Origin of the sequence: Dietzia sp. PP-33, from assembly GCF_033790845.1 — a bacterium.
GTDB lineage: Bacteria > Actinomycetota > Actinomycetes > Mycobacteriales > Mycobacteriaceae > Dietzia.
In genome coordinates, this window is record NZ_JAMYEI010000006.1 from 132,279 (window position 1) to 149,536 (window position 17,258).

The 17,258-nt window shown below is 70.0% G+C and carries 18 protein-coding genes; 8 read left to right on the forward strand and 10 right to left on the reverse strand.

Features of this window, described 5'->3' with window-relative positions; translation table 11 throughout:
* Positions 1–44 precede the first annotated feature (44 nt).
* Positions 45–1,277, forward strand: coding sequence for an MFS transporter (locus NJE57_RS11965; protein WP_319028655.1), 1,233 nt, complete (start codon positions 45–47; stop codon positions 1,275–1,277).
* 67 nt (positions 1,278–1,344) lie between these two features.
* On the opposite strand, the gene NJE57_RS11970 is transcribed toward NJE57_RS11965, so the two are convergent.
* Positions 1,345–1,830, reverse strand: coding sequence for a hypothetical protein (locus NJE57_RS11970; protein WP_319028656.1), 486 nt, complete (start codon positions 1,828–1,830; stop codon positions 1,345–1,347).
* 10 nt (positions 1,831–1,840) lie between these two features.
* Positions 1,841–2,416 (reverse strand): nuclear transport factor 2 family protein, encoded by a 576-nt coding sequence (locus NJE57_RS11975; protein ID WP_319028657.1) that lies wholly within the window; start codon positions 2,414–2,416, stop codon positions 1,841–1,843.
* 53 nt (positions 2,417–2,469) lie between these two features.
* Between NJE57_RS11975 and NJE57_RS11980 the strand changes: the two genes are divergently transcribed.
* The 3 genes from NJE57_RS11980 to NJE57_RS11990 are packed head-to-tail and all read left to right on the forward strand — an operon-like array spanning position 2,470 to position 5,415.
* Positions 2,470–3,924: an FAD-dependent oxidoreductase gene (locus tag NJE57_RS11980; protein WP_319028658.1), complete on the forward strand. Its 1,455-nt coding sequence runs from the start codon at positions 2,470–2,472 to the stop codon at positions 3,922–3,924.
* A complete protein-coding gene (locus NJE57_RS11985; protein WP_319028659.1) occupies positions 3,921–4,676 on the forward strand; it encodes a PaaI family thioesterase in 756 nt (251 codons plus the stop codon). The genes NJE57_RS11980 and NJE57_RS11985 overlap by 4 nt, the downstream gene beginning before the upstream one ends.
* A 40-nt stretch (positions 4,677–4,716) precedes the next feature.
* The gene (locus tag NJE57_RS11990; protein WP_319028660.1) at positions 4,717–5,415 is read left to right on the forward strand and encodes a PaaI family thioesterase; all 699 of its coding nucleotides are present in this window, start codon (positions 4,717–4,719) and stop codon (positions 5,413–5,415) included.
* 71 nt (positions 5,416–5,486) lie between these two features.
* On the opposite strand, the gene NJE57_RS11995 is transcribed toward NJE57_RS11990, so the two are convergent.
* A complete protein-coding gene (locus tag NJE57_RS11995) occupies positions 5,487–6,305 on the reverse strand; it encodes an SDR family NAD(P)-dependent oxidoreductase (protein ID WP_319028661.1) in 819 nt (272 codons plus the stop codon).
* A gap of 12 nt (positions 6,306–6,317) precedes the next feature.
* On the opposite strand from NJE57_RS11995, the gene NJE57_RS12000 reads away from it, so the two are divergent.
* Positions 6,318–7,076: a PaaI family thioesterase gene (locus NJE57_RS12000; RefSeq protein ID WP_319028662.1), complete on the forward strand. Its 759-nt coding sequence runs from the start codon at positions 6,318–6,320 to the stop codon at positions 7,074–7,076.
* 26 nt (positions 7,077–7,102) lie between these two features.
* Here NJE57_RS12000 and NJE57_RS12005 read toward each other — a convergent pair whose 3' ends face one another.
* Complete coding sequence (locus NJE57_RS12005; RefSeq protein ID WP_319028663.1) at positions 7,103–7,753, reverse strand: TetR/AcrR family transcriptional regulator; 651 nt, start codon at positions 7,751–7,753, stop codon at positions 7,103–7,105.
* A gap of 42 nt (positions 7,754–7,795) precedes the next feature.
* Positions 7,796–9,349 (reverse strand): fatty acid desaturase, encoded by a 1,554-nt coding sequence (locus NJE57_RS12010; protein WP_319028664.1) that lies wholly within the window; start codon positions 9,347–9,349, stop codon positions 7,796–7,798.
* Between the two features lie 230 nt (positions 9,350–9,579).
* Here NJE57_RS12010 and NJE57_RS12015 point away from each other — a divergent pair, with 230 nt between their 5' ends.
* The gene (locus NJE57_RS12015) at positions 9,580–11,445 is read left to right on the forward strand and encodes an ABC transporter ATP-binding protein (RefSeq protein WP_413464410.1); all 1,866 of its coding nucleotides are present in this window, start codon (positions 9,580–9,582) and stop codon (positions 11,443–11,445) included.
* Positions 11,446–11,562: 117 nt separating this feature from the next.
* Here the strand turns inward: NJE57_RS12015 and NJE57_RS12020 are convergent, their stop codons facing one another.
* The 4 genes from NJE57_RS12020 to NJE57_RS12035 all read right to left on the reverse strand — a co-directional run bounded on the left by NJE57_RS12020 (position 11,563) and on the right by NJE57_RS12035 (position 14,933).
* Positions 11,563–12,492: an SDR family oxidoreductase gene (locus NJE57_RS12020; RefSeq protein WP_319028665.1), complete on the reverse strand. Its 930-nt coding sequence runs from the start codon at positions 12,490–12,492 to the stop codon at positions 11,563–11,565.
* A gap of 108 nt (positions 12,493–12,600) precedes the next feature.
* Positions 12,601–13,938 (reverse strand): TrpB-like pyridoxal phosphate-dependent enzyme, encoded by a 1,338-nt coding sequence (locus tag NJE57_RS12025; protein ID WP_319028666.1) that lies wholly within the window; start codon positions 13,936–13,938, stop codon positions 12,601–12,603.
* Between the two features lie 130 nt (positions 13,939–14,068).
* A complete protein-coding gene (locus NJE57_RS12030) occupies positions 14,069–14,245 on the reverse strand; it encodes a hypothetical protein (protein ID WP_319028667.1) in 177 nt (58 codons plus the stop codon).
* Positions 14,246–14,255: 10 nt separating this feature from the next.
* The gene (locus NJE57_RS12035; protein ID WP_319028668.1) at positions 14,256–14,933 is read right to left on the reverse strand and encodes a hypothetical protein; all 678 of its coding nucleotides are present in this window, start codon (positions 14,931–14,933) and stop codon (positions 14,256–14,258) included.
* A gap of 86 nt (positions 14,934–15,019) precedes the next feature.
* Here NJE57_RS12035 and NJE57_RS12040 point away from each other — a divergent pair, with 86 nt between their 5' ends.
* The gene (locus NJE57_RS12040; RefSeq protein WP_319028669.1) at positions 15,020–15,550 is read left to right on the forward strand and encodes a peptidylprolyl isomerase; all 531 of its coding nucleotides are present in this window, start codon (positions 15,020–15,022) and stop codon (positions 15,548–15,550) included.
* 139 nt (positions 15,551–15,689) lie between these two features.
* Complete coding sequence (locus tag NJE57_RS12045) at positions 15,690–16,424, forward strand: rhomboid family intramembrane serine protease (RefSeq protein WP_319028670.1); 735 nt, start codon at positions 15,690–15,692, stop codon at positions 16,422–16,424.
* On the opposite strand, the gene NJE57_RS12050 is transcribed toward NJE57_RS12045, so the two are convergent.
* Positions 16,414–16,941 (reverse strand): PH domain-containing protein, encoded by a 528-nt coding sequence (locus NJE57_RS12050; RefSeq protein WP_319028672.1) that lies wholly within the window; start codon positions 16,939–16,941, stop codon positions 16,414–16,416. The two genes, NJE57_RS12045 and NJE57_RS12050, sit on opposite strands and share 11 nt — an antisense overlap.
* Between the last annotated feature and the right edge of the window lie 317 nt (positions 16,942–17,258).

Sequence of the window (17,258 nt, forward strand, 5' to 3'; positions counted from 1 at the left end):
GACGGGTATCGGACCGTGGCGGAATCGACCCCAGGAATCTCCCCGTGCACAGCACCAGCCGATCGTGGACCCCGTTCGTTCTGATGGCGCTCGTCGTGATGGCAGCGCTCATGTCGAGCGCGACACCCTCTCCGCTGTACGTCGACTACCAGGAGGCGTGGGGGACCGGCGGGACCATGATCACGGTGGTCTACGCGGTGTACGCACTGGCGGTGCTGGTCCCGCTGCTGTTCCTGGGGCGCCTGTCCGACGCGATCGGCCGGCGACCGGTGGTGATCGCGGGCCTGGTCCTGCTGGTGCTGAGCATGATCGCGCTGGCCGCGGCGCCGTCGGTGTCGTGGCTGATCGCCGCCCGCGTGGTGCAGGGCCTGGGTGTCGGTCTGGTCACCGGCTCGGCGGCCGCGGCGATCATCGAGCTCCATCCGTCCGGGAACGCGCGCGCGGGAGCGCTCACCAGTAGCTCCACCACCAATTTCGGTATCGCGGCCGGTGTGCTCCTGGCGGGCGTGGTGGCCACCTCGTCGTCGTCGCCGCTCGTCCACCCGTACGTTTTGATGGGCGTGATCCTGGCCGCGCTACTGGCCGGTGTGGTCTTCCTGGTGCCCGAGACCTCGGGCACCGGACCGGAGACGTTCCGGGACGCCGTTCGGGTCCAGCGGATCGCGGTACCGGTCGGGGCGAGGCCGGCGTTCGCGTTGGCCTCGGTGTGCGTGATCGTCTCCTGGTCCGTCGGCGGGGTCTTCCTCGGCCTGGGCGGCGCGATCTCCAAGGACCTCGTCGGTCGGTCCGACTACCTGGTCACCGGGCTGGTGGTGGCGTGTCTGCAGGCTGCAGCCGCACTGGCCCAGCTGGTGTGGAACCTGCGTGCGGGTCAGGAACAGTGGCGCAGGGGAGTGGTGATCGGTGGGGTGACCCTCGTGGTGGGACTGGTCGCCGCCTCCGTGACGCTCGAGGCGGCGTCGGTGCCCGGGTTCGTGGCGGCCGCGATGGTGACCGGCGTGGGGATGGGACTGCTGTTCCTCATGGGCACGTCGCTGGTGGCGCAGCACGCCCCCGATGACGCTCGGGGGGAGATCTTCTCCGCGCTGTTCGTGGTGGCCTACCTGTCCCTGGGTGTGCCCGCGGTGGTGGCGGCGCTGCTGGCCGAGGTCGTCGGGCTCACCACCGCGTACCACCTGATGTCCGCGGTGGTCTCGGTGATCGCGGTGGGTGCGCTCGTCGCGGTCGCCCGTCGGAGGCCGCCCCGCCGGTCGGTCGACGGGCCGGCCGCCGCGTGAGGTGACTCAGTTGCTGAGTGACTAGCTGCCTAGTAACTAGCTGGCTGAGTGACTGACTGCCGAGTGACTAGCTGCCGAGTGACTGGCTGCTGAGTGAGTGGGCGGCGGCGGCCACGCCGATCGCGGCCAGGCCCGTCCGGATCCGGTCGGAGGCCAACAGTGCCTGAATTCGGGGCCGCGTGACCTGCTCCTGGGCGATGCCCATGTGGAGCGGCACGACCCCGGCCGTGAGGGCCGGAATGGCGACGGTGGTCAGGCACGCGACGATGGTGGCGGCCAGGCCGCCGCGCTCGGCGGACCGGGCCGATCCGTAGGTGGCCCACGCGGCGGCGCCCAGGCCGGAGGCGTACAGGGTGAGGGCGACCGGGGCGATCCGGCGGGCGTGGTCGGCCTGGCGTTCGGCGATCCCGAGGGTGGGGCCCTCGAAGAGCGTCGGATAGACCACGGAGGTGACCATGGACTGGAATCCCAGCTGGGCCGCGGACATCGTGAGCAGGGCGAGCCGGCCCGCCCGGAGGGTGGGGTCCGGGCCCGCGGGGCGTCGGCGGATCATGTCCCCCAACCTACCCCTCGCGGGACCTGCCCAGCAGGCGTCGTCCCTCGCCGTCGTCGGTCACCGCGCGCGCGGTGCGCAGCACCACACGCCAGCCGCGGTCGGTCGCGTCCACCGGCCCGCGGCGCTCGAGTTCCCACCGGTTGGCCGTGACGCGCATGACGGTGTAGCGCCCCGGGCGGGAGGAACGGACGACGAGCTGGGTGTACCCGGTGGCCACGGCGTGGTCTCCGTCGAGCAGGACCACCGGCAGTCCGGGGACGTGGCCGCATCCGTGTGCGATGAGTCCCTGGTGGGCGTCCCCGCGCACCATCTCCGTCAGACCCCGGTGTCCCTCGAGTAGCCCGGTGTCGACGTCGTAGACCCCGTCGTCGGTCCAGAGCTCGGCCACGCCCTCGGCGTCGCCGGAGTCCACCCGCGGGGAGTAGGAGGCCACCAGCCGGAGGATCGCGAGTTCGTCCGCGACGCGGCCCTGGGCGGTCTCGGCGGCCGCGAGGCGGGCTCGTGCCGAGTCGAGCCCTTCCTCGAGGGCCGCGAGCCGGGCCTCGATCGGGACCGAGGGCATGGGTGATGGAGGAGAGGACATGACAGTGACACTAATGTGCCGTCTCACGCGATGAACACGTTATAGTTTCGGCCATGACGGACACCAGGCCAGACACTCGTCCATCGCTACACACTGCAGACGTGGTGGTGATCGGCATGGGCATCGCTGGGGCGTGCGCGGCGATCGAGGCGGCGGAGGCCGGGGCGTCGGTCATCGTGCTGGAGGGCGCCTCCGGGCCGGGAGGGTCGTCGGCGCAGTCGGGGGGCGAGGTCTACCTGGGCGGCGGCACCTCCACCCAGCGCGCGCTCGGGGTGGAGGACACCGAGGAGGACATGCGGGCGTTCCTCACCGCCGCCCTGGGCCCGAACGCGGACGAGGCCAAGATCGCCGACTACTGCGCTGGCGCGGTCGAACACCACGACTGGCTGGTGGCACACGGGGCCGACTTCAACCACAAGCTGTGGGAGACCCCCACGTGGATGCCGGGGGACGACTCGGGGCTGATGTGGATGGGCGAGCGCGCCCAGCCCTACGCCTCGATCGCCCGGCCCGCCGCGCGCGGACACCGGCCGCCCGCCCCGAACTTCGCCGGCAACGTGCTCATGGACTCGCTCGTGGCCACCGCGCAGAAGGCGGGGGTCGAGCTGCACTGCGACGTCAAGGCGCGCTCGTTGATCGTCGAGGGGGGCCGGATCGTCGGTGTCCGCGCCACCGTGTTCGGTGAGCCGCGCGAGTACCGCGCCACCGGTGGCGTCGTCCTGGCGACGGGCGGGTTCGTGGACAACGACCGCATGCTCGAGCAGTGGGCCCCGCAGCAGGTGGGCAAGGACAAGGTCTCCGACGGCCGCGACGACGGCTCGGGCATCGAGATGGGCATGGACGTCGGTGCCGCCGTGCGCCGCATGCACCAGACGGAGACGGCGATGCTCATCATCCCGCGCCTGGTGGTGGGGGCGATGCTCGTCGACGGTGACGGACAGCGCTTCATCAACGAGGAGGTCTATCCGGGCCTGTACTGCCACGCCGCCGTGCACCACCGCCGTCCTCCGGTGTGGGTGATCATCGACGAGAAGGGCATCGAGGACGTCCCGGAGTCCGAGCTGTGGGGCATGCAGCCCATGCACGCGGCCGAGACCATCGAGGAGCTCGCCGAGGACTGCGGCCTGCCCGCCGGGGCGTTGGCCGACCAGCTCCGTCGCTACAACGAGGGTGCCGGCCGCGGCGAGGACCCGCAGTTCGGGAAGAACGCGCAGTGGGTGCGGCCGCTCGAGCCGCCGTTCGGCGCGTACCCAACCGGGGCGGGTGGGCCCGACACGTACAACGGGCTCCCGCTCAAGGCGCAGGGCTTCACGCTGGGCGGCCTCCACACGGACCTCGAGTCGCGGGTGCTCGACCGCGCGGGTGCGCCGATCCCCGGCCTGTTCGCCGCCGGCCGCTGTACCCACGGCCTGCACGGTGACGGCTACATCTCCGGCACCTCGCTGGGCGACGGGTCGTTCTACGGCCGCCGCGCCGGGCGCGGGGCGGCGCAGGGGACGGTGGGATGACCGACCGGCTGGCCGGTTCGGGAGCGGATGCCCCAGCCGGTCAGGTGGCCGGTCGGGTGGGCGACCCACGGCGACCACGGCCCGATGTGGAGACCGGACCGCTGCACCCCTCCCGCGGTGGTGGGGAACCGATCGACACGCTGGACGACGACGAGGCGGGCCTCTACGCGTTGGTGGACCAGCTGCGTCGCATCCGCGCGCTGACCACCGGCGGGGTGTTCGAGACGGACCTCGGTCCGCTGACCGCACGGTTGCGCGAGGTGGCCGACCGGTTGGAGGACGCGTCGGCGAGCCCGGAGCGCAGGCAGGCGGTCGCGTGGTCGACGGGTGACTACGTGGCCAACTGTCCGGTGGTCGGGCGGTCCAACGCCCTCGCCCCGCCGGTCGAGTTCGAGATCCTGGAGGACGGGACGCTCCGTGGGGAGGTGACCCTCGGGTTGGAGTACCAGGGCCCGCCGGCGTGCGTGCACGGCGGGATCGTCTCGTTGTTGTTCGACGTCGTCCTCGGCCGGGCGAACTTCCACGCCGGCGCCACCGGGATGACCGTCTACCTGGACGTCGACTACCGCAGCCCCACCCCGGTCCTCGAGCCGATCGTGGTGACCGGACGGCAGGTGCGGGTGGACGGTCGCAAGATCTGGTCCCAGGGTGCGATCCACGCCGACGGCCGGTTGTGTGCGACGGCGGAGGGCATGTTCGTCGAGCCCGGTGGTCTGCTCCTGGAGAACCGCCGACGCCTGGCGGGAGGGTGATCGGCGGCATCCGGGTGATTGCGGAGTAGATTCGGTTTTCGTGACCACCGATGCCTCCGCCACCGACGACCGCCCCTTCGGAACGACCGACCCCGCCTCGGCCGCCGAGGAGGGGACCCCGTTCCTGCGCCAGGACGACGACGCCTCCGGCTCCACCGAGCTGGCCCGCGAACTGCGCCGGGTACGGGGCCTGGTGGCGGGCTCGCGCTTCGACGACGTCCACGACGCCGTCACCATCGTCCGTGAGCTCGCCGACCACCTCGAGGCCGTCGGCACCATAGTGCGCCCGTCGGACTACGCCACCTGGGGCGTTCCGGAGCACCTCGCCTCCAACCCCGCGATCGGCAGCCGCAACCCGGTCTCGCCGCCGCTCGAGCCGGTGGTGCTGCCCGACGCCACGGTGCGGGCGGATCTGCGGCTGGGCATCGAGTACCAGGGCCCTCCCGGTTGCGTGCACGGGGGGATCGTGGCGCTGGTCTTCGACGAGATGCTGGGCCTGGCCAACGCCGCCGCCAAGAGCGTGGGGATGACCGCGGACCTCAGGGTGATCTACAGGTCGCCGACGCCGTTGTACGCCCCGCTGCGGTTCGAGGCGCGGCAGGACCGGGTGGAGGGTCGCAAGATCTGGGCCAGCGCCACCGTGTACAACGGCGAGACGCTGTGCGCGCGCGCCGAGGCGTTGTTCATCGAACCCAGGGGGATCTCGGAGTCGCAGCGGGACCAGCCCATCGAGGGCTGAGTCCGGTCGGTTGCCGTCGGTCGCCCGTCCGCGGCCACCTCCGTCGCAAGCCCGCTGTGGAGGGGCGCCGGCTACTCGCCGCGCAGGGCCTTCATCCGCTTGTGCGCCCCGGCCACTATCCGGCCGCGGTCGACGCCGGAGCTGAACTCGACACCCGTGCGATTGCCCTCCCCGCCGCAGACGTGGACGGGGCCGTCGCCGATCGACGCGAGGACCTCCTCGGCGACGTCGGCGGGCTCGCTCACGGTCATGCCCGGCAGATCCATGTCCAGACCGGCACGGATCATGGCCGGAGTGCGGGTGACGCCGAGGATGACCTCGACCACGTCGACGCCGTGCCCGCGCATCTCCAGCCACAGGCCCTCGACGAACACCCGGCTGAAGGCTTTGGCCGCCGAGTAGATGCTCATGTCGGCGTGACCCAGGTAGCCGGCCATCGAACCCATCACCACGATCCCGCCGCGACCGCGGGCCTTGAGGGCGGGCGCGAAGTGCCGGATGACGTGCATCGAGGCGGTGATGTTGAGGTCGATCACCTGCTGGACCCGGTCCATGTCCGACTCGGCGAACTCCGCGCCGTAGGTGTTGGCGCCGGCGTTGAGGATCACCAGACCCACGTCCAGTCCGTCACAGGCGGCGGCGATCCCGTCGGAGGCGCCTGGTTCGGTGAGATCGACCGAGAGCACGCGGCACTCCACGCCCCGGGCGCGGACCGCGTCGGCGGTCTCCTCGAGGGGGCCGCTCCTGCGGGCGACGAGCACCGAGGAGACTCCGGCGTCGGCCAGGCGGAGGGCGATCTCGGCGCCCACCCCCTCGCTGCCGCCCACGATCAGAGCCCAGGGACCGTACGCGGAGGGATCGAACTGCTTCTTTTTGACGGGTGTCGACATAGTCTTCAGAGTATGGCTAACGACAGTGGCAGTCCCGAAATCGGTCGAGGTCCGCTCCCGAGGATCGAGGGCGTGGACGATTTCCAGCTCAGCAGCATGCGGGAGAGTCGCGGGCAGACCTTCGACCCCGTCCCGGTCCCGGACCTGCCCACGCCGGATCCCGACCTGGACCGGTCGGTGGCCGAGCTACGCAGGCTCCGCGACGCGATCGCCGGGCTCGCCCATTCGGAGGTCGAGTTGGGGGACATCGCGGACCGGCTGGCCGAGGTCGCGGACCTCCTCGAACCGCGGGTCCCGGACCCCGCGACGCGGCTGGAGAACATGTGGACGGGTGCCGGGTCCCGCCGGGCCAACCCGGTGGGCGGGCCGGAGAACCCGATCGCCCCGCCGGTGCGGTTCTCCGGCTGCGATGACGGCTCGGTGACGGCCGAGGTCACACTGGGCGTCGCGTACCAGGGTCCTCCCGGTTGCGTCCATGGCGGGATCAGCGCGCTGATCATCGACCACATGATGGGCTTCGCGAACCACTGGGGGGGCCGCTACGGCATGACCGCCCACTACGAGATCGACTACCGGTCGCCCACCCCGCTGCTCCGGCCGCTGACGTTCCGCTCGTGGGTGGACGAGGTGGACGGTCGCAAGACCTGGACCAACGCGACCATCCACGCCGGGGACCGGCTGTGTGTCCAGGCCCGCGGTCTGTTCCTGGAGGCGAGCGTCGCGATACCGGGCCGCCCTGACGAGCGGTACACCGTGGGGGACGGGGCCTGATCGCCCCCGCCCCCTGCCCCCTGCCCTCAGGGCTGCACCTCGACCGGCGACTGCAGGTCGACCTGCACCACCTTCTGCAGGTAGGGGGCGATCACCTCGGTCAGACCCGAGGCCAACTGCTGCGGATCGTCGGGCGGCAACGAGATGAAGCTGATGCCGATCCGGGCGATGATCGAGGCGGCCAGCCGGGCCTGGGTCTCCTCGATCCGCATCCAGCTCTCGGACAGTGCCGGCATGAGCACCTCGGTGGCACGCTCGATGAGCGGCCCGGCCTCGGTGGTGATCAACCGCAGCAGGTCCGGTTTGATGTCGCCGGTGACGAGGGCGCGGATGAGCGGGTCCCGACGGCTCGACAGCAGGAAGCCGTTGATCCCCTCACTCAGGGCGAGCTCGATCTGCCCCGGATGACGGATGATGGAGTCCCGGATCTCGCCCGCGAAGGTCTCGGACAGCTGGAGGGCGTAGGCCTGCGCGAGACCCTGCCGGTTGCCGAACGTGCTGTAGAGCGTCTGTCGGCTGAGCCCGGCCGCCTTGGCCACGTCGGACATCGTCACGGCCGACCAGTCGCGGGACTCCAACAACTCGTGCATCGCCTCGAAGACGGTGCGGCGAGGTGACCAACGCTCCCCCTGGGGGTCCCCGGAGGAGCGTTGGTCACTGGAGCGGTGGCGCGGCATGAGGTCCATTGTTCCTGATCTCTCGCGCCGTGCGGTGGAGGGCTACTTCACAGGCCGGAAGTCGACCTTGTCACGGACGCCGCAGTCCGAACACCGCCAGGTGTCGGGGATCGCCGACCACGGGGTCCCGGGCGGGAAGCCCTCGCGCGGTTCGCCGGCGGTCTCCGAGTAGTGGTGCCCGCAGTTGGGACACACGTACTCACCGGTGGGCGAGGTCTGGTCGGGGGCGATGTCGGTGTCCGCGACGACCTTCTCTGCCACCGCGGTGGACCCGGTCGCCGCCGGATCGGCCCCGTACCGGGCGAGAATCTTCTCGCGCTTGGACGGCTGGATGTTGGCGCGGGTGATGTCACCGTCGTAGTGGGCGAGGACGCGCTTGTCCATGACCTTGCGCCACAGCGGCGGCACGTACGCCAGGACCATCATCGTGGCGTACCCCGACGGCAGCTGCGGGGCCTGCTCGAAGCTGCGTAGGACCTGGTAACGGCGCATCGGGTTGGCGTGGTGATCCGAGTGACGCTGCAGGTGGTACAGGAAGATGTTGGTCACCAGGTGGTCGGAGTTCCAGGAGTGCTCCGGGCGGCAGCGCTGGTAGCGGCCGGCGGAGGTCTTCTGCCGCTTCAGTCCGTAGTGCTCCAGGTAGTTGACGACCTCCAGCAGGGAGAAGCCGAAGATCGCCTGGACGATCAGCCACGGCGCGACCTCCCAGCCGAACACCGCGATGAGCCCGCCGAACAGCACGGCGGTCATGAGCCACGCGTTGAGGTTGTCGTTACGGAGGGTCCACGGGCTCTTGCCCAGGCGTCCGAGCCGCTCGGACTCCAGGTGCCAGGCAGACTTGAGCGAACCGAACACACTGCGGGGCAGGAAGGCCCAGAACGATTCGCCGAACCGCGAGCTGGCCGGGTCCTCCGGGGTCGCCACGCGGGCGTGGTGGCCGCGGTTGTGCTCGATGAAGAAGTGTCCGTAGCCGGTGGTGGCCAGGGCGACCTTGGACAGCCACTTCTCGCTGCCCGCGATCTTGTGACCGAGCTCGTGCGCGGTGTTGATGCCGATGCCGCCGGTGATGGCGACGGTCCAGGCCACGCCGATCGAGGCGGCGATCCCCAGCCCGCCGTCGTAGCCGAGCCACGACAGGTCATCGGCGGTCCACAGGTAACAGGCCGCGATGAGGGACGCGTACTGGAACGGGATGTACAGGTAGGTGCACCACCGGTAGTACGGGTCCGCCTCGAGCTTGTCCATCAACTCCTCCGGCGGGTTCTCCCCGTCCGCCCCGATCGCCAGGTCCCCGAGCGGGATCGCGACGTAGACCAGGACGGGCAGCAGGAACCACGCCGCCGTGGCGGCGATCTCCCAGCCCAGGGCGTTGAACCCGGCGACGAAGGGCATGGACAGGAAGAGCCCCACCGCCGGGATCACTCCGAGCAGCCACAGGTACCGCTTGGCGTCGGTCCACGGGTACGGGTCGACCTCGACCTCGTGGCCGTGGTGGTGACCGTGCTCGTGCGTGTGCTCGTGCGCGTCGTGCGCCGCGTCGGACCCGTCCGGGTCCCGTGCCCCGTCGCGAGGGCGGATGTACTCGGTGCTGGACATCGTCGACGACCTCCACAATCTGCTTTGATGTGGCATATGCCACTCTCTTGAATACAGATTAGACAAAAACCGCGCCCCTGTCTAGACAGCGGGAGGGATTTTGTCCACGGCTGGGATAGCGGCGCGAGCGGAGGCCGGGCCGGGCCGGAATAAGGGTGCCCGGGGCGGGGTTGTACCGTCCGGTCGTCGGAACCCCTCTCCGGCGGGGGAGGAGCGGGCGCGACGTGACGATGCAGCAGGCCGCGATGCGCACCCTGATGCGGGCCGAGAACAACAACATCTCGATGGACCGCAGCGTCTTCACGCGCGAGAACTTCCGCCGCATCGGGCAGTTCGCCCGTCCGCACACCCGGCTGATCGTCCTGTTCCTCATCCTGTCCGTGTTCGGGGCCACCCTCGCGGTGGTGACCCCACTGCTCGCCGGCCGCGTGGTCACCGCGATCGTGGACGGTGCCGAGGTGCGGGTGGTGTTCCTCCTCGCCGCGGCCATCGCTGCGATCGGGATCGTCGAGGCGATCAACAACGTGGTCACCAGGTTCTGGTCGGCCCGTATCGGTGAGAGCCTGATCCTGGACCTGCGCCGATCGGTGTTCGACCACGTCCAGACCATGCCGGTCGCGTTCTTCATGCGTACGCGGACCGGCGCGCTGGTCAGCCGGCTCAACAATGACGTGATGGGCGCCCAACGGGCCTTCTCGGACACGCTGTCCGGGGTGGTGTCGAACCTCGTCCAGCTCATCCTGACCCTCATCGTGATGGCCGGGCTCAACTGGCAGCTGACGCTCATGTCGGTGCTGCTCCTGCCGGTGTTCCTCTTCCCCGCCCGCTACGTGGGCAGGCGGCTCGCCAGGCTCCGCCGCGAGGCCTCGGATCTCAACGCGTCGATGAACGACCAGATGACCGAGCGTTTCAACGCCGGCGGGGCGACCCTGGTCAAGCTCTTCGGCCGCCCCGACGCGGAATCGGCGGAGTTCGCCTCCCGGGCGGGACGCGTGCGGGGAATCGGTGTCCGCACCGCGCTGCTCATGAGCGTGTTCATGAACTCGCTGACGCTGGTCTCCACACTGGCGCTCGCCCTGGTCTACGGCGTCGGCGGCTGGTTCGCCCTCACCGGCGGGATGGATGCCGGCTCAGTCGTCGCCCTCGCGCTCCTGCTCACCCGCCTCTACGGGCCGCTGACCTCGCTCGCCAACGCGCCGATGGACGTGGTGACCGCCATCGTCAGCTTCGAGCGCGTCTTCGAGGTCCTCGACCTCGATCCGTTGCTCAAGGACGCCCCCGACGCGGTCGACGTCCCGGAGGGGCCCGCCTCCATCGAGTTCGACGACGTGCGGTTCTCCTATCCCTCGGCGGACAAGGTCTCCCTGGCCTCGCTGGAGGAGGTCGCCGTCCTCGACACCCGTGGCGGACAGGAGGTCCTGCACGGGGTCAGCTTCCGGGCGGACCCCGGACAGATGGTCGCGTTGGTCGGGTCGTCCGGGGCCGGGAAGTCGACCATCGCCTCGCTGCTGCCGCGGTTGTACGACGTGGACTCGGGAGCCGTGCGGGTGGCCGGTCTCGACGTGCGCGAGGTGACCTCGTCGTCGTTGCGTCGGACGGTGGGCATGGTCACCCAGGACGGCCACCTCTTCCACGACACGATCCGTTCCAACCTGACCTTCGCGCGGCCCGAGGTCACCGATGACGTCGTGTGGGACGCCCTGCGGCGGGCGCGGCTGGAGGACCTGGTCCGGTCGTTGCCCGACGGGTTGGACACCGTTATCGGCGACCGCGGCTACCGGCTCTCGGGCGGCGAGCGGCAGCGCCTGACCATCGCGAGGCTGCTCATCGCGGAGCCGTCGGTGGTGGTGCTGGACGAGGCCACCAGCGCACTGGACTCGACCAACGAGTCAGCGGTCCAGGAGGCCCTGACCGAGGCGATGTCCCACCGGACCTCGCTGGTGATCGCCCACCGGCTCTCGACCGTCCGCGCGGCCGACCGCATCCTCGTGCTCGAGGCCGGGACCGTGGTGGAGTCGGGCACCCACACCGAACTGTTGGCCGCGGGCGGGCGCTACACCGAGTTGTACGAAACGCAGTTCGCGGACCAGGAGTAACCCGCCGCCGCCGGATACGGCTGACGCGATCCGGCGGACATCTCGCAGGGATCCACGCGGATTTCCCTGCGAGATGTCCGCCAGACGCGGTGGGGCGTGGCGGCCGGCCGCGGTGGCTCAGCTCTCGAGGTGGAGCCCCAGTTCGCGCGCCGCGAGCGCGGCGTACTTGGAGGTCTGCTCGAACGCGGACTCCAGCGGGTTGGCGTCGGTGACGTCGGCGATCTCGTTCCACCGCTCGGCCACGACCTCGGGGGTCCGGGCGTTGTCGGGCAGGTAGACCCCGCGGCTCTCGACCATCTGGGAGACGGCGAAGACTCCCGCGCCGGCGCCGAGAATGGTCTTGGTGGGGGCGTCCTCGCTGACCATGAACAGCGCACCGGGGGCGATGGTCTCCGGCCCCATGATGTCCAGGACCCGCTGCGGCAGCAGGTCCTCGGTCATGCGGGTGGCGGCGGTCGGGGCGATGGCGTTGACCTTGATGTTCTTCTTGGCTCCCTCGATGGCCAACACGTTCATCAGGCCGACCAGACCGGACTTGGCGGCGGCGTAGTTGGCCTGGCCGAAGTTGCCGTAGATGCCCGAGGACGAGGTGGTCATGAGGATGCGGCCGTATCCGGCCTCGGCCATATGGGGCCAGACGGCCCTGGTGCAGTTGACCGAGCCCATGAGGTGGACCTCGAGGACCTTGCGGAAGTCGTCGGTGTCCATCTTGGCGAACGACTTGTCGCGCAGGATGCCGGCGTTGTTCATGAGGACGTCGATCCGACCCCACTTGTCGATGACGGAGGAGACCAGCGCGTCAACGGCGGCCTCGTCGGTGATGTCGTTGCCGTCGACCATGGCCTCGCCGCCGGTGGCGACGATCTCGTCGACGACGTGCTGGGCGGGGGAGGACGTGCCGCCTTCACCGTGGACGTCGCCACCGAGGTCGTTGACGACGACCTTGGCGCCGCGCTCGGCCAGCGCGAGGGCGTAGGCGCGGCCGAGGCCGCCGCCGGCACCGGTGATGATCGCGACACGGTTGGTGAAATCAATCGGGTTGACCATGGGTGACTCCTGAGGTTGAAGAGGGGGTCGGTTCAGATGGTAGGCGGGTCTCCCGCACCGGCACCGGCACCGGCACCGGGAGGCCGGAGTGTGCCGGATTCGTACCGGTCAGCCCAGCTCGCCGCGGACGTACGACTCGTAGGCCGGGAGATCGAGGAACCCGTGGCCGGACAGTCCGATCACGATGGACGGGCCCGTGCCCGCCTCGCCGGTGTGCTTGCGGGCTTCGTCGAACGCTCCCGCGAGCGCGTGCGTGGACTCGGGCGCGGGCACGATGCCCTCGGCCTTGGCGAACTCGACGCCCGCGGCAAAGGCGACGTTCTGCTCGACGGCGATCGAGTCGAGCAGGCCGAGGTGCTTGACGTGACTGACCAGGGGCGCCATCCCGTGGTATCGCAGACCGCCCGAGTGGATGGGGTCCGGAACGAAGTCCTGGCCCAGCGTGTACATCTTCATGAGCGGGGTCAGTCCGGCCACGTCGCCGTGGTCGTAGCGGAACTCGCCCTCGGTCATGGACGGGCAGGCGGTCGGTTCGACGGCGACGATCTTCGTCTGCGCGCCGGTCAGGTTCTCGCGGATGAACGGGAACGCCAGACCGGCGAGGTTGGAACCGCCCCCGGCGCAGCCGAAGACGAAGTCGGGTGCGGTCTCGCCGAACATCTCGAGCTGCTTGAGGGCCTCCTCGCCGATGATCGTCTGGTGCAGGCACACGTGGTTGAGCACGGAACCGAGGGAGTAGCGGGCCTCGGGATCGCCCGCCGCCACCTCGACGGCCTCCGACACGGCCATGCCCAGTGAGCCGGGGGTGTCGGGGTCCTTGGCCAGGAAGGAGCGGCCCGCCTCGGTGAGGTCGGACGGGCTCGGGTGCACGGACGCGCCGAAGGTCTCCATGAGCATGCGGCGGTACGGCTTGGACTCGAAGGACGCCTTGACCTGCCACACCTCGACCTCGATGCCGAAGGCCTGCCCGGCGAACGCCAGCGAGGCGCCCCACTGTCCGGCGCCGGTCTCGGTGGTGAGCTTGGTGATGCCCTCCGCGGCGTTGTAGTACGCCTGCGCCACGGCGGTGTTGGGCTTGTGTGAGCCGACCGGGCTCGTGCCCTCGTACTTGTAGAAGATCCGCGCCGAGGTGCCGAGGGCCTTCTCCAGCCTGCGGGCCCGGATGAGGGGTGAGGGCCGCCAGAGGCGGTAGATCTCTCGGACCTCCTCCGGGATCTCCACGTACCGCTCGGGGGTGACCTCCTGCTCGATGAGCGCCATCGGGAACAGCGGCGCCAGGTCCTCGGGGCCGAGCGGCTCCTTGGTGCCGGGGTGCAGGTGCGGCGCCATCGGCTCGGGCAGGTCGGCCTGGATGTTGTACCAGTGGGTCGGCATCTCGCTCTCGGGGAGCAGTGCCTTGACCAGAGGTGCCGTGACCGGCGAGCCGGAGGGAGCGTCAGACGTCATGTGGTGTCCTCGAACGGTGTGGGGAGGGGTGAGCCACACCTCATCTTAGGAGGTCGCGCCGCATGGGTAGGTGGGGGATCCGTCCGTTGAGGCCATCCTCGCCGCGGCGGACGACTCCGAACTGCTCGAATCACTGCCGGAGGTGGGCCTGAGCACCGAACTCCACCGGTCTATCTTCGGCGTACGGGCAGTCCTGGCCCGCGACGAAGACGCCCACGCGCAGCGTGTACAGCGCGTGGGCGTCCAGTGGTCCCAACCCGGCCAGGGAGGAGGCGACGACCCTCAGCGGGAAGTCCCCCTCACTCACGACGAGCGGGTCACGACTTGTCGGACGGCGTCCCGTCGGCGCGACCGTTGTCGGACGGCTGCGGTGCGGAACCGGCGGCGACGCCCGGGGAGGCGCTTCCGGCCGCGGGAGTGGTGCCGTCCGACTGGTCTGCGGGACCCTCGGGATCGGGGGAGTCGATGGTGAGGTCCTCACCGGTCTCGGAATCGTTCTCGGTCGCCGAACCGGAGGCCGGGGCGCTCGCCGCAGCGGTCGAGGCCGTGGTCCCGGGGGTGGTCGTAGGCGCGGCTCCGGAGTGGTCCTGCCCACGAAGGAAGTACGCGGCGGCTCCCGCGACTGCCGCACCGCCGGCGAGACCGACGATCCACAGGGGGGCGACGCGGCGCAGCGGGCTGCGCTTCTTCTGGGGTGCGGCGAGGGCGGAGGTGTGCTCCCGCAGGGCGTCGGCGTGCTGCTTGGCGTCGGATGCCAGGTTGTCCAGGAGTTCCGCCTGCTCCGCGCGACGATCGCGCACCACCTGGATACCGCGGCTCGCACCGAACAGGGCCAGACCCACGGGCCCACGGGTGGCGGCCACGGCGGCCTCGCCCAGGAAGCGGGGGTCCTTGAGGTCGAATGCCTTGCGGGCGGCGGTGCCGGCCTGCTTCAGGTCCTTATCCGCCTGCTTGACGGCTTTACGCTCAGCGGCGCGATCGCTTCGTGTGCTCATGGGTAGATGGTGGCACAGCCCTCGGACACCGACCACCACCTCGCCGACATCCACCTCGCCGACATCCCCCCTGACCGCGTGGCAGGATGGAGCGCGTGAGCATCGCAACGCAGAAGGCAACCATCCACACGAACAAGGGCGACGTCGTCGTCGAACTGTTCGGCAACCACGCCCCGGAGACCGTCGCGAACTTCGTCGGTCTGGCCGACGGTTCCAAGGAGTACTCCCAGCCGAACGCCAAGGGGGAGAAGTCCGGGCCGTTCTACGACGGCTCGATCTTCCACCGCGTCATCTCCGGGTTCATGATCCAGGGTGGCGACCCCACGGGGACCGGCCGCGGTGGCCCGGGGTACCAGTTCAAGGACGAGTTCCACCCGGAGCTCCAGTTCTCCGAGCCGTACCTGCTGGCCATGGCCAACGCCGGACCGGGCACCAACGGTTCACAGTTCTTCGTCACCGTGGGCCCGACGCCGCATCTGAACAACCGGCACACCATCTTCGGCAAGGTCGCCGACGCGGACTCGCAGAAAGTCATCGACGCCATCGGCACCACCAAGACCGGCGCCATGGACCGCCCGGTCGAGGACATCGTGATCGAGTCCATCGAGATCTCCTGACAGGTGATCCCCCTGGTCGTGTCAGACACGGCCCGGCGAGCGGCGCGGGCACCGGGACTCCGGGCCCGCGCCGTCGGCTTTCCGCGACACGCTCGCCCGCCGGGCGTGACCTCCCAGGAACCGTGACACCCGAGAAACCATGACCACCCAGACCCACCGCGGCGGTGCCGTCTCCCGCTTCTTCCGACTCCAGCCGGTGACGGCGTGGCTCATCACCGCGAACCTCGCCGTGTATGCCGCCACGGTCGCCCAGGCGCGGAGCATGCTCGGCAACAACGCCTCCGCGCTGTTCGAGGCCACGGCGCTCTACCCGCCGCTGGTCGCGGTGCAGGACGAGTGGTGGCGGCTGCTGACCTCCACTTTCCAGCATTTCGGGCCGATGCACCTGCTGCTCAACATGTACATGCTGTGGATCCTGGGCCTGGGGATCGAGCGGAGCATCGGCCACCTGCGATTCCTCGCGTTGTACATGGTCTCCGCGCTGGGCGGGTCCGTCGCCGTGATGTTCTACGGCCAGAACGCGCTCACGGCGGGGGCGTCCGGCGCGATCTTCGGGCTCATGGGCGCCTACGCCATCGTCGCGATGTCCATGCGGCTGGATGTCAAGGGGATCGGCCTGTTGTTGGTGCTGAACATCGGGGTGAGTTTCCTGGTCCCCGGGATCTCGCTCGCCGCGCACCTCGGCGGCCTCGGGGTGGGCGCGGTCGCCGCGTTCGCCCTGGTGGTGCTGCCGCGCCGGCTACCGAACCGGGTGGGCCGCAGGGGCCGGGAGGTCGCCTCGTGGCTCGGCTACCTGCTGGTGGTCGTGCTGGTCGTGGCGGCCGCCTGGTATGCGGCCGACACCATGTCACTGGGCTCCCTCCTCACCCGGTAGCGGTCGGCCCCCGAGAACCAGGGCCGCCAGAACCAGGCCCGTCAGAACCCGGCCCGCCAGAACCAGGCCCGCCAGAACCCCCGAACCCCAGCCCGACCAGCGTCTCGATCACCTCGCGCGGATCCGCGCCCAGGTCGCCGCGGGTGAACACATCGAGTTGCTCTCGTCCGCGGTCGTCCACGTACTCGAGCCGCATGAGGTGCTGACGCACACCCCACCTCGCGACCCCGAGTGCCCGCACCTCCACGATCTCGGCTGGTGGCACGAACACCACGCCGCCGAGTTTCTTGATCGCCAGCTGGCCGTCCACGACCTCGATCCGTGGCCGTCGCAGCAACTGCACCACCCCCGCGGGGACGAGGAGCACGGCGAGAAACCCTGTGAGCAGCAGCCCCAGCGGATCCCCGTTGACCAGGCCCACCACCACGGCGCCGATCCCCAGGGCGATCTGGGCGGCCGGCCACAGCGTCCCGGGGGACCACGAGGCGGCCCGGTGACCGCCGGTCGGCGCTGCCATCTCACTCGCTCCGCCACTCATTCCGCCATCCTCCCTTATCCACAGGCGTTATCCACACTGTGGATGAATAACACCGGTGGAGTTCGATTCGCGTTCGAGAGGACAGCACCCCGACCTGCGATGTCGTCCTCGTCGTCGTCGTGGCGGGTTTATCCCCAGTGTGGAGGGAGTTGTCCACAGCCTGTGTGGGCGTGTGTAGGCCCTGGTAACACCGGTCACTTCGTTCGATACACCACGTTGACCTGCGACTATGTCAATTCGCGGAGAAAATGCAGGTCACCCCCCGCGGAATGCGGGGGGTGACCTGTGGACAAAGC